Annotated in this window: 14 protein-coding genes; 4 read left to right on the plus strand and 10 right to left on the minus strand. The window is 57.2% G+C overall.

Translation table 11 applies throughout. From position 1 onward, the window contains the following. Positions 1 to 34: 34 nt before the first annotated feature. Genes V7756_RS04445 through V7756_RS04455 form a run of 3 tightly spaced genes read left to right on the plus strand, consistent with a single transcriptional unit; the run spans position 35 to position 1,642 of the window. Positions 35 to 610 carry a PilZ domain-containing protein gene (locus V7756_RS04445; protein WP_335608935.1) on the plus strand — a complete coding sequence of 192 codons (576 nt, stop codon included), beginning with the start codon at positions 35 to 37 and terminating at the stop codon, positions 608 to 610. Positions 611 to 615: 5 nt separating this feature from the next. Next, positions 616 to 909 carry a phosphodiesterase gene (locus tag V7756_RS04450; RefSeq protein WP_335608961.1) on the plus strand — a complete coding sequence of 98 codons (294 nt, stop codon included), beginning with the start codon at positions 616 to 618 and terminating at the stop codon, positions 907 to 909. Between the two features lie 4 nt (positions 910 to 913). After that, the gene (locus tag V7756_RS04455; protein ID WP_335608936.1) at positions 914 to 1,642 is read left to right on the plus strand and encodes a glycerophosphodiester phosphodiesterase; all 729 of its coding nucleotides are present in this window, start codon (positions 914 to 916) and stop codon (positions 1,640 to 1,642) included. A gap of 21 nt (positions 1,643 to 1,663) precedes the next feature. On the opposite strand, the gene sthA is transcribed toward V7756_RS04455, so the two are convergent. Genes sthA through V7756_RS04500 form a run of 9 tightly spaced genes read right to left on the minus strand, consistent with a single transcriptional unit; the run spans position 1,664 to position 10,240 of the window. Continuing rightward, positions 1,664 to 3,061, minus strand: coding sequence for a Si-specific NAD(P)(+) transhydrogenase (gene sthA, locus V7756_RS04460; protein ID WP_335608937.1), 1,398 nt, complete (start codon positions 3,059 to 3,061; stop codon positions 1,664 to 1,666). A 55-nt stretch (positions 3,062 to 3,116) separates the two neighbouring features. Continuing rightward, the gene (gene nqrM / locus V7756_RS04465) at positions 3,117 to 3,359 is read right to left on the minus strand and encodes a (Na+)-NQR maturation NqrM (RefSeq protein ID WP_335608939.1); all 243 of its coding nucleotides are present in this window, start codon (positions 3,357 to 3,359) and stop codon (positions 3,117 to 3,119) included. A gap of 3 nt (positions 3,360 to 3,362) precedes the next feature. Next, the gene (locus tag V7756_RS04470) at positions 3,363 to 4,385 is read right to left on the minus strand and encodes an FAD:protein FMN transferase (RefSeq protein ID WP_442908948.1); all 1,023 of its coding nucleotides are present in this window, start codon (positions 4,383 to 4,385) and stop codon (positions 3,363 to 3,365) included. 1 nt (position 4,386) lies between these two features. Beyond that, positions 4,387 to 5,613 carry an NADH:ubiquinone reductase (Na(+)-transporting) subunit F gene (gene nqrF, locus V7756_RS04475; protein ID WP_335608962.1) on the minus strand — a complete coding sequence of 409 codons (1,227 nt, stop codon included), beginning with the start codon at positions 5,611 to 5,613 and terminating at the stop codon, positions 4,387 to 4,389. 13 nt (positions 5,614 to 5,626) lie between these two features. Further along, positions 5,627 to 6,235: an NADH:ubiquinone reductase (Na(+)-transporting) subunit E gene (gene nqrE, locus V7756_RS04480; RefSeq protein WP_123889904.1), complete on the minus strand. Its 609-nt coding sequence runs from the start codon at positions 6,233 to 6,235 to the stop codon at positions 5,627 to 5,629. 6 nt (positions 6,236 to 6,241) lie between these two features. Next, positions 6,242 to 6,913 carry an NADH:ubiquinone reductase (Na(+)-transporting) subunit D gene (locus V7756_RS04485; protein ID WP_442908949.1) on the minus strand — a complete coding sequence of 224 codons (672 nt, stop codon included), beginning with the start codon at positions 6,911 to 6,913 and terminating at the stop codon, positions 6,242 to 6,244. 2 nt (positions 6,914 to 6,915) lie between these two features. Next, positions 6,916 to 7,695, minus strand: a complete 780-nt coding sequence (locus V7756_RS04490; protein ID WP_335608941.1) for a Na(+)-translocating NADH-quinone reductase subunit C — start codon at positions 7,693 to 7,695, stop codon at positions 6,916 to 6,918. After that, positions 7,685 to 8,899 carry an NADH:ubiquinone reductase (Na(+)-transporting) subunit B gene (locus tag V7756_RS04495; protein ID WP_335608942.1) on the minus strand — a complete coding sequence of 405 codons (1,215 nt, stop codon included), beginning with the start codon at positions 8,897 to 8,899 and terminating at the stop codon, positions 7,685 to 7,687. The genes V7756_RS04490 and V7756_RS04495 overlap by 11 nt, the downstream gene beginning before the upstream one ends. Positions 8,900 to 8,902: 3 nt before the next feature. After that, on the minus strand, positions 8,903 to 10,240 hold the full coding sequence (locus V7756_RS04500) for a Na(+)-translocating NADH-quinone reductase subunit A (protein WP_335608943.1): 1,338 nt from the start codon (positions 10,238 to 10,240) through the stop codon (positions 8,903 to 8,905). 294 nt (positions 10,241 to 10,534) lie between these two features. Here V7756_RS04500 and V7756_RS04505 point away from each other — a divergent pair, with 294 nt between their 5' ends. Continuing rightward, entirely contained in the window at positions 10,535 to 11,104 is a 570-nt protein-coding gene (locus tag V7756_RS04505) for a chalcone isomerase family protein (protein ID WP_335608944.1), read from the plus strand. Positions 11,105 to 11,320: 216 nt separating this feature from the next. Here the strand turns inward: V7756_RS04505 and V7756_RS04510 are convergent. After that, a partial coding sequence (locus tag V7756_RS04510) for a transposase (RefSeq protein WP_335608945.1) occupies positions 11,321 to 11,666 on the minus strand: 346 nt, incomplete at its 5' end.

Here is an 11,666-nt window from a genome sequence, read left to right on the forward strand (position 1 = left end):
GCGACAGACTTTGGGGCGCCATACGAGATTTGTCATGCAAACAGACAATGAAGACAAGCGTGAGTTCTTTCGCATCCAGGATCAAATGGCGTTGGACTTCAAGCCCATCGATGGGCCTGACGCTGATCTTGGCACTCAGCACAGCACCCTGTTCGACCTGCTCAGCGATATGCACATGCTGGACTACGAGTCGCAGCACCTGTTGCGGCAGATATCCGAACGCGATCGCGCGCTGGCGCAGTACCTCAAGATCATCAACAAACGCATAGAGCTGCTGGGCAAGACTCTGGCCGTAGAGCTATCCGGCGATTTCGGCAGCCCAGTAGATGTGATCGTGAGTGAGGGCGGCATGTCGTTCGAATCGCCCGAGCCGTATCCACCAGACTCCTGGCTGGCGATACGCATGATACTGTTGCCTGCCCCCCTCGGCCTGGCCGTGCCAGCACGCGTGGTGCGCTGCGACCCCAATCCGGCCGGCACAGGCTGGACCCTCGGCGTCAATTTCGATGCACTCAACGAAGCCCAGCGCCAGCTTCTGGCGCGGCATATACTGCAAAAACAGGCGCAGGAAATACGCGCCGCCAAATCGACCGAAAGGACCCCGTCATGAAAGCCCTGATTCGCCCCCTGTTACTGACCAGCGTCCTGTTCTCACCCGCCCTGCTACAGGCTGATACCCTGGCCATCCCGGTAGGTGAACAGACCAGCAGCAGCACCCCAACAAGCTCGCTGCCCCAGCGCGGCGCCAGCCAAGACACCGTAGCGCGCGGCTGGGGCGAACCCGTCAAGCGGCATGCCGCTGTGGGGCAACCACCGATCACCCGCTGGGACTATAACGGCTTCAGTGTGTACTTCGAGTACAGTCACGTGATCGACAGTGTGCGTCAGCACACGCCCAAGGCGCCCTGACTCGATGCCGCTGATTTATGGTCACCGCGGTGCCCGTGGCGAAGCTCCGGAAAATACCCTGGCGAGCTTTCAAAAAGCGCTGGACGCTGGTGTCACCCGGGTAGAACTCGATCTGCATCTATCTGCCGACCAGCAACTGATGGTCATCCACGATCCAGGCTTGAAGCGCACCACCGGCCGCCGCGGCAAGGTAGCGCAGCATCTGGCCGCTGATTTGATGCAGCTAGACGCGCGTCTGGGTTTGCCGGGTTGGCCGGATAGCTGCCCTATTCCCAGTCTCGAACAGCTTTTCAGTCACTTCCCCCAATTCGAGCATTACCAGTTGGAAGTAAAGAGCGGTTCGGAACGACAATCACGGATTGTTTTGAACGCGGTACAGGCACTGGTGGATCGCTTCGAACTGCAAGACAAGGTAGTGCTGACCTCAAGCAGCCGCACCTTGCTCAAGTGCGCCAAGGCATCGGATTTTGCGCTGCCGACCGGGCTGGTTGAAGAGTACGGGTTGCTGGATCCGATCAAGGCGGCGCAGCGTTATGCCTGCCACTACCTGATCCTGAACTGGAAGCTGTGTACGCCGCAGCGCCTGAGGCAGGCGCAGCAAGCTGGGCTGCATGTTTCGGTATGGACGGTCAATGAACCTCAGCGACTGCGCCAACTGGCAGACATGGGGGTAGACAGCCTGATTACCGACTACCCGCTGCGAGCCATGCAGCTGCTGCATTCAAACGCCTGACAAAGGCGCCTTGGCCTTGCCTCAGAACAGCCGATTAAGGCCGTCCAGCGCCGCGACACGATAAGCCTCGGCCATGGTGGGATAGTTGAAAGTGGTGTTGACGAAATAGTTGATACTATTTGATTCGTCCTTCTGGTTCATGATCGCCTGACCGATGTGGACAATCTCGGAAGCCTGGTCGCCAAAGCAGTGGATACCCAGGACTTCCAGCGTCTCGCGGTGAAACAGGATTTTCAGCATCCCCACCGGCTCGCCACTGATCTGGGCGCGGGCCATGTTCTTGAAAAACGCCTGACCAATTTCGTAAGGTACTTTCTCGTTGGTCAGTTCCTGCTCAGTCTTGCCCAGCGAACTGATCTCTGGAATGGTGTAAATGCCCGTTGGCACATCATCCACAAAACGCCAGGCATCGTTGCTGACAATGTTACCGGCGGCCGAACGGCCCTGATCAAAGGCGGCGCTGGCCAGGCTGGGCCAGCCAATCACATCGCCCACCGCGTAGATATTCGGCACCGCCGTACGGTAATTCTCATCCACGCTCAGTTGACCACGCCCGTTGGGATGCAAACCGACATTTTCCAGCCCCAGGCTATCGGTATTGCCGGTGCGACCGTTACACCACAACAGCGCATCAGCCTTGAGCCTCTTGCCGGACTTGAGATGCAGTACCACCCCGCGATTATCGGTACCTTCGATCTTTTCGTATTCTTCGTTGTGCCGGATGAGCACACTGTTGTTGCGCAGGTGATAGCTCAGCGCATCGGAGATTTCGTCATCCAGAAAGCTGAGCAAGCGCTCCCGGTTATCGATCAGATCAACCTTCACCCCCAGACCACAGAAGATGGACGCGTATTCGCAGCCAATAACCCCTGCCCCATAGATGATGAGCGTACGCGGGGTGTGGTTGAGGCTCAAAATGGTGTCACTGTCATAGATTCGCGGATGGCTGAAGTTGACGTCAGCAGGGCGATACGGCCGGGAGCCGGTAGCGACTATGACTTCCTTGGCAATGAGTTTTTCCACCACTCCAGTGTTGTTCACCAATTCAATGGTGTGCTCATCGGCGAAGCTGCCCTTGCCGAAGAACACATCTACCCGGTTACGCGCGTAGTAGCTGGTACGTGAAGCCACCTGCTTCGCCATCACCTTTTCGGCGCTCTTCAGCACATCCGGAAAGGGGAACCAGCGGGGATCACCAATGGCGCGAAACATCGGATTGGTATTGAACTGAATGATCTGTTTGACCGAATAACGTAGTGCCTTGGACGGAATGGTACCCAGGTGAGTGCAGTTGCCACCTACTTCCTTGCGCTCCTCCACCACGGCCACCTTGCGGCCATGCTTGGCGGCGTTCATCGCCGCCCCTTCACCCGCGGGGCCGGAACCCAGTACTACTACATCGTAGTTGTATACAGCCATTCAGTCGCTTCCTCATCTCACGGGTAAACAGGGTGGCACAACCGTCAGCGGCTCCCTAGTCGACTTTGGTGGCGTCCCGCGCCAGCTCAAACTCCTCACTGCGCGGGGTAACCCCGGCATTGGCGGTTGCCTCTTCACACTTGCTGGTGTCACCACCGCAAATACCGCAGGACTTGTCGAGCCCGGTTGCACCAATACCGCCGCAAGAGCCGGCAATCGGCTTGCGGCCCATCATTACACCTACCGCCATGCCTGCCACTATCAACAGCATCAGGGGGAATACCAGAAGCCAAACCATGGTTTACTCCTCGCTCTGTGCCAGAGCGTTAAAGGGCGGGGTGCCTCTGGATACAAAGGCCTCCCCTTCACGAATGACAAAAAAAGCTGGAATGTCGTGCGCTATGGCGTAATCCCAACCGCGCTCTTCACCCATGATCATCAGCAGGGTGGATAGCGCATCCGCCTCGGCGGCGGTCTCATCCAGCACGGTTACCGCCGCCAGCTTGTGCATCACCGGGTGGCCGGAGCGTGCGTCGAAGGTATGGGAGAAACGCTGGCCATCGACCTCATAATAGTTGCGATAATCGCCTGAGGTGGAAACCCCTTCGCCGTCGAGCGCGAGTATCATCTGCGCTACCCGCTCATCGTCACGCGGCTCCTCGATCGCGATGCGCCACGGCCTGTTACCCGGTTTACGCCCCGCCGCCTTGAGCTCGCCGGTGATTTCAACCATATAATTTGTGACGCCGTAGCTAGCCAGCCGTTCCACCACCCGATCGATCATGTAGCCGGCTGCCAGACTGCTGAGGTCCAGCGACAGCGCTACATCCTTGCACAGCTGGCCATCGTCGCGAATATGTAAATGCTGCTGTCCCACGCGCAACATTGCCTGCTGCAACTGCTCCGGATGCGGCGCCTGGTGTTCCTCACCGCCATGGAAGCCCCACAACTCGAGCAAGGGCGCCACTGTAATATCGAAGGAACCTTCGCTATCGGTATACAGTTGCTCGGTCAGCTTCACCATGTCGATCACTGATTTTGGCATCGCCATGCAGCTACCGGCGGCAGCCTCGTTGAACCGGGCCAGATCCGAATCACTGCGCCAGTTCGACACTTCCTGGTCGAAACGCGCAAACATGCCTTCGATATCCTGCTGCAGAACCTCTGGTTCAGGCGATTGTTCGGACGGCACCCACTTGATCGAGTAGGTACTGCCCATGGTGGCCCCATACATCTCCGAAACCGGGTCCACAGAATTGAAACAGCCCGTTAGGGCTGTTGCCAGAGCAACAGCGATAACGGGCCGGTGGAAGCCAAAGCGCATATCAGCCGCCAAAGTCGTCGAGCAGAATATTCTCGGGCTCGACTCCCAGGTCCTGCAGCATCTTGATGACCGAGGCGTTCATCATCGGTGGCCCACACATGTAGTATTCACAGTCCTCTGGCGCCGGATGATCCTTCAGATAGTTTTCCAGCAGCACATTGTGAATAAAGCCGGTAGGTCCTTCCCAGTTGTCTTCCGGTAGCGGGTCAGACAATGCCAGATGCCACTGGAAGTTCTCGTTTTCGGCTGCCAGCTTGTCGTATTCCTCGACATAGAAGGCTTCACGCAGCGAGCGCGCACCGTACCAGAAGGTGATCTTGCGCGAGGAGTTCAGGCGCTTGAGCTGGTCGAAGATATGCGAGCGCATGGGGGCCATACCTGCGCCGCCACCGATAAACACCATCTCCGCATCAGTATCCTTGGCAAAGAACTCACCAAAGGGACCATAAACGGTAACCTTGTCGCCGGGCTTGAGGCTGAAAACCCACGAAGACATCTGACCAGGTGGCAGATCATCACGGCCGGGCGGCGGTGAGGCCACACGGATGTTGAACTTCACCAGCCCGCGCTCTTCCGGATAGTTAGCCATGGAGTAGGCGCGGATCACGGTTTCATCCACCTTGGAGACATAACGCCAGAGGTCGAACTTGTCCCAATCGCCACGAAATTCGGGCTGAATATCAAAATCCTTGTAGGCCACAGTGTGCGGCGGGCATTCCAGCTGCACATAACCGCCAGCGCGGAAATCGACGTTCTCGCCTTCGGGCAATTTGAGCGTCAGCTCCTTGATGAAGGTTGCCACGTTGGGATTGGACTCAACGGTGCATTCCCACTTCTTGACACCGAAAACCTCTTCCGGCACTTCGATCTTCATGTCCTGCTTGACCGGCGTCTGACACGACAGCCGCCAGCCTTCCTTGGCTTCGCGTTTGGTGAAATGCGATTCCTCGGTAGGCAACATCTCGCCACCGCCGCTTTCAACGATGCACTTGCACTGGGCACAGGTCCCGCCGCCGCCGCAGGCAGACGACAGGAAAATGCCATTGGCAGACAGGGTGTTCAACAGCTTGGAGCCGGCGGCCACGGTGACCGTACGCTCACCATTGACCTCAATGGTGACATCGCCGCTGCTGACCAGCTTAGAGCGGGCAATCAGAATGACAGCAACCAGCGACAACACGATGGCTGTAAACATTCCGACGCCCAGAAAAATTTCCATGTTCATCAGTTACAGCTCCTCTTTACAGTTGCACGCCGGAAAAGGACATGAAACCCAGCGACATCAGCCCCACAGTAATGAAGGTAATGCCCAGACCACGCAGACCATCAGGCACATCGCTGTACTTGAGCTTTTCACGGATACCCGCCAGCGCAATGATCGCCAAAGCCCAGCCGATACCAGCGCCGGCGCCATAGACCACACTTTCACCGAAGGCGTAATCGCGCTCCACCATGAACAGCGACGCACCCATGATGGCGCAGTTCACGGTAATCAGTGGCAGAAACACGCCCAGGGCGTTGTAAAGCGCAGGCACGAACTTGTCGAGCAGCATTTCGAGGATCTGCACGATGGCAGCGATCACGCCGATATAGCTGAGCAGACCCAGAAAGCTGAGGTCGACATTCGGCAGACCGGCCCAGGCCAAGGCGCCGTCTTTCAGCAGATAGGTGTAGATCAGGTTGTTGGCCGGGGTGGTAATGGCCAGTACCACAACCACCGCCACGCCCAGGCCTATGGCCGTCTGAACCTTCTTGGAAATCGCAATGAAGGTACACATTCCGAGAAAGAAGGCCAACGCCATGTTCTCGACAAAGATCGCCCGCACCAGCAGGCTTATGTAATGTTCAATCATGGCTTACATAGCCTCCTTCATGGCGCGAGTCTGCGGCGCCATCTTGAACTCCGGCGCTTCAACCTGATCGGTCTTCCAGGAGCGCAGGCCCCAGATAATCAGGCCAATGATGAAGAATGCCGAAGGCGGCAACAGCAACAGCCCATTGGGCTGATACCAGCCGCCGGCATTGACCACAGGCAGAATCTCGATGCCGAACAGACTGCCGGCACCCAGAAGTTCACGCACGGTAGCAACGCAGATCAGGATAAAGCTGTAGCCCAGACCGTTGCCGATACCATCGAGGAAACTCATGTGCGGAGGGTTCTGCATGGCAAAGGCTTCTGCACGCCCCATCACGATACAGTTGGTGATGATCAGACCCACAAACACCGACAGCTGCTTGCTGATGCTGTAGGCGTAAGCCTTGAGCACCTGGTCCACCACGATCACCAGGGAAGCAATGATCACCATCTGCACGATCATGCGGATAGAACTGGGGATCTGATTGCGCACTACCGAGATAAAGAGGTTGGACAGCGCGGTAACCGAAGTCAGTGCAATACACATAACCAGGGTGACATTCAGACTGGTGGTAACCGCCAGAGCGGAGCAGATACCGAGAATCTGCAGCGCGATGGGGTTGTTGCTGAAAATGGGATCGAAGAGCACCTGCTTGGCGCTTTGCTTAGCCATGATTATGCCTCCCCTGCGCGAAGATGTTCGAGAAATTCGCCAAAGCCGTCATCACCCAGCCAATAACGCACCAGGTTTTCCACGCCCCGACTGGTCAGAGTCGCGCCGGCCAGTGCATCAACCTGATGCTCGGCGTTCGGACTGTTACTGTCGACACCACCCTTGACCACGCTGATATCAACCTCGCCGGATTCGTCATAAACCACCTTGCCGGTCCACTGCCTCTTCCAGTTCGGATTATCTACCTCACCGCCCAGACCGGGAGTCTCGGCGTGTTGATAGAAGCCCAGGCCCACGACGGTCTTCAGGTCACTTTCCAGCGCCATGAAACCGTACAGGGTGGACCACAGACCATAGCCGTGAATGGGCAGAATCAGCGTTTCAATTTCGCCCTGCTCGTCTTCCACGACGTAAACAGTAGAGTAATAGGCCTGACGACGAATGCTGGCGATATCTGCCTGCGGATCGACGCGCTCGGATCTTGCCGGATCCTTGGCCGCCTTCTGCTGATCATAGGTCAGTGGATCAGTCGCATCGCTGAACTCGCCGGTGCGCAGGTCTACCAGACGCGGAGTGATCTGCTTGAACTGCTCCTGTACGCTCACGCCTTCCTTGTAAAGACCGGCGATCTGCAGAATATTGCGCTGTTTGTCCTGCAACTGGTTGGTCACCTGGACTGGCTTGAGTGCGACCGCGGCAGCGGAAACCACCACAGAGCAAACCAGACAGACCAGCAGCGCGACCGTTAGTGTGCGGACTACGGATTCTTTCTTACTGGACATTGCGTGCAAGCCTCCGTTTGATGTTGGCCTGAACCACAAAGTGGTCGATGAGCGGGGCAAACAGGTTGGCGAACAGGATGGCCAGCATCATGCCTTCAGGGAAGGCCGGGTTGACCACACGAATGAGGATCACCATCAGGCCGATCAGCGCGCCAAAAATCCATTTGCCGGTATTGGTCATGGAGGCAGACACCGGATCGGTCGCCATGAAGATCATACCGAAGGCAAATCCGCCAACTACCATGTGCCAGTACCAGGGCACGGAGAACATGGGATTGGTCTCGGAACCGATAGCGTTGAACAGCATGCTGGTAGCGATCATGCCGACCATCACACCGGCGACAATGCGCCAGTTGGCAATCTTGGTCATCAGCAACACGGCGCCACCGATGAAGATGGCCAGGGTGGACACTTCGCCCATTGAGCCCTGCAGGTTGCCATAGAAGGCGTCCCACCAGGTAATGCCCTGCGCAACCACCTGCTCGATCCCCCCGGAAGCCGCCATGCTCAGCGCGGTTGCGCCGGCAAAACCGTCCACTGCGGTCCACACCGCGTCACCCGACATCTGCGCCGGATAGGCGAAGAACAGGAACGCGCGACCGGTCAGCGCCGGGTTGAGGAAGTTCTTGCCAGTACCGCCGAAAACTTCCTTGCCGATCACAACGCCAAAGCTGATACCCAACGCCACCTGCCACAGCGGAATGCTCGGCGGTACGATCAGGGCAAACAGAATGGAGGTGACGAAGAAACCCTCGTTCACTTCATGCTTGCGGATGGAGGCGAACAGCACTTCCCAGAAACCGCCGACCAGGAAGGTCACGGCGTACACCGGCAGGAAGTAGGCTGCGCCGTGCACCAGGTTGTCCCACAAGCTGTCGGGGTTGAAGCCGGCAAACAGCGAGATCAGCGCGATACGCCAGTTATCCTGGGCTGCCAGCAGGTCCGCATTACCCGCGTAAATACTGTTGGCCTGATAACCGATGTTGTACATACCATAGAAAATGACCGGGAAGGTACAAAGCCATACGGTAATCATCATGCGCTTGAGATCGAGACCGTCACGCACGTGGGCAGTAGTTCTGGTGACGCTGCCGGGGCGATAGAAGAAGGTATCGACCGCTTCGTAGAGGGCATACCACTTTTCGTGCTTGCCGCCCTTTTCGAAGTTATGTTCAATCTTGTCGAGGAATGCGCGTATACCCATGACTTAGCCCTCCTTCTCAATGCGAGTCAGGTTATCCCGCAGAATCGGGCCGTATTCGTACTTGCCGGCACACACGTAGCTGCACAGCGCCAGATCTTCTTCATCCAGCTCCAGGCAACCCAGCTTCTGTGCCATCTCGGTATCACCGACAATCAGGTAGCGCAGCAATTGCGTAGGCAGGATATCCAGCGGCATGACCATCTCGTAATTGCCCACCGGGACCATGGCACGCGGAGAACCGTTGGTGCTGGTATCAAAGTTGAACAGACGCGATGGAGCCAGCTTGGAAACAAAGATATTGAGAACCGAGTGCTTGTTCACCCCGGCGCGCAGGTAATGCAGCAACTGGCGATCATCACCCTCTTCCAGCACGGAAACCTGCGAATGAAAGCGGCCCAGGTAGGCAACCGGACCGCGTGCCATGCGCCCCCCAAAGACCGAACCGGAGATGACCCGGTTATTCGCCGGTGTGAGCTCGCCTGCAGTCAGCTCTTCGAGGTTGGCACCCAGACGGGTTTTCAGCAAACGCGGCTTCTCGACCTGAGGGCCAGCCAGAGCAACGTAGCGATCAGTCCAGATCTTGCCCTGGGTAAAGAGCACGCCTACGGCGATCACGTCCTGATAGTTGATCTGCCAGACGGTTTTGCTTTCGCTGACCGGATCAAGATGATGAATGTGGGTGCCCGGCAGCCCGGCAGGATGCGGACCGGCGAAGCTTTCGGTGCGCACACCAGTGATTGACTCGCCAGGAATACTGGCGCCATCGGCCTTGCACAGCCAGACCTTGCCCAGACGGGCGAGCACCTTGAGGCCGCTTTCGAATTCGGCGGCATGTTCCTTGAGAATAACGGCGGGGTCGGCAGCCAGCGGGTTGGTATCCATCGCCGTGACGAAGATGGAGCTGGGCTGGCCATCGATGGCGGGTGTCTTGCTGTAGGGCCGGGTGCGCAAGGCAGTCCAGAGTCCCGAAGCGATCAACTGATCTCGTACTGCCTGCTGATCCAGCGAGCCCAACTGATCGGCGCCATGGGCGTCAAAGGTAACAGCCTCGTCACCTTCAACGTCGATAACAACCGATTGCAGCACACGCTTTTCACCGCGATTGATCGCACTGACCACACCTGCGGCAGGCGCGGTAAACATGACACCAGGCGTTTTTTTATCACTGAACAGGATCTGACCCAGCTTGACCCGGTCTCCCTCGCGCACTTCCATAGTGGGCTTCATACCGTGGTAATCGAAGCCTACTACTGCGACACTGCGTACCTGACGGGCGTCATCGATACGCTGCTCGGGTGAGCCGGTGATTGGCAGATCCAAGCCCCGTTTGATTTTTATCATACGAATAGCCTAATCACTAGTTTGGAATCTTTAAGGGCGGGCTGCCGGTGCGAAGCACCACAAGCTCTGGCGGAATGGCTCTTGGCAACAGACACGGAATCAGGGCGAGGCAGCTACAAACCCCCATCAAAAATCCCGCTAAGTATAAAGTTCCTGCCCTGCCATTGCTACTCAAGCCCTTGGTTTTTTCAGGTTTTAAATAGCCTACATTAATCAAATCTATGGGCCTGCAGAGGCCATTTTCGCTGCCTTTGGGCTAGACTGAAACACAGCGTTGCCACCACGGAGACAACCATGCCTTCACCCTTGCGATCACCTCTGGCGCTGATTGGCGCCCTACTGCTCTCCACGTCGTTGTTCGCCAGCGAAAAGCGCCTTGCCGAGGCAGCCTTCGCCGCAAGCGTAACGCCAGAAAAGGGTAACCAGGTGTTGCAGCTGCGCAACAGTCACCTGCTGGAGTATCTTTTTGTCGATGTTTACAGCGCCGCACTCTATGCGCCGGCCGATATCGAACTTGCGCAATTGATGAGCAGTGATGCGAGCCTGCGGCTCGAGCTTTACTATTACCGCTCGATCAGTCGCGAGGACGTCATCAAGGCAGCCTGGACCGCACTGCAACGACAATATGACGAACTCACGCTGGCGCGCCTGAAACCTGGCATCGATCAGCTCCACGCCAATCTCAGCGACATCAGCGACGGTGATCGCTACAGCCTGACCCGCCACCAAGGCAAACTCGTACTGCGCCACAACGAGAAAATCACCTTCGAGTCCGAGGATCCGCAATTGGCCAATGCCTACCTGGGAATCTGGCTTAGCCCAAACGGGCTGTCCGAAGAGCTGCGTACCGCGTTACTGGAATAAAAACAACGCGTGAGCAGACAACAAAAAAGGCGCCGAGGCGCCTTTCAGATCGCTGACAAACCCCGTCCATTTTGGATGGGGTTTTGTTTTTTATAGGTTCTGCCAGCCTCGTCCGCGTTATCCATCCGGAATCAGATGAACGCGATATAAGCGAGTGAGCGGGCCACTGGAGGATTTCCACGCCTTACAGCGGCAGGCGTGGGGCAAAAACAGCCCTCATGCCGCCATCAGAGCGATTTTCTTGATGTTCTGTGCAGCCGCCGTGAGCAGACACTGCGCTTGCACCTTGTCTCGGCCACGGTAACGCGCGTAGCGATACTGATGCAGCTCCTTGGCATCGGCAAAGCTCCTTTCCACCGTTTCCTTTCTTCGCTTGTACACCGCCTTGCCCCACTCCGTCAGCCGGTGGGCATCCTGACGTTCTTTGCAGTCTTCCCACACATGCCGAGTGATCGTTTTCTGACACTTGGCATTGCTGGTACAGCGCGACAGCAGGGGGCAACTGCGACATAGATCCGGATCAGACTGATAATGCCGATAGCCTTCACGGCTGGTCGTGCGG

The sequence above is a fragment of the Halopseudomonas sp. genome (assembly GCF_036961105.1).
Classification (GTDB): domain Bacteria; phylum Pseudomonadota; class Gammaproteobacteria; order Pseudomonadales; family Pseudomonadaceae; genus Halopseudomonas.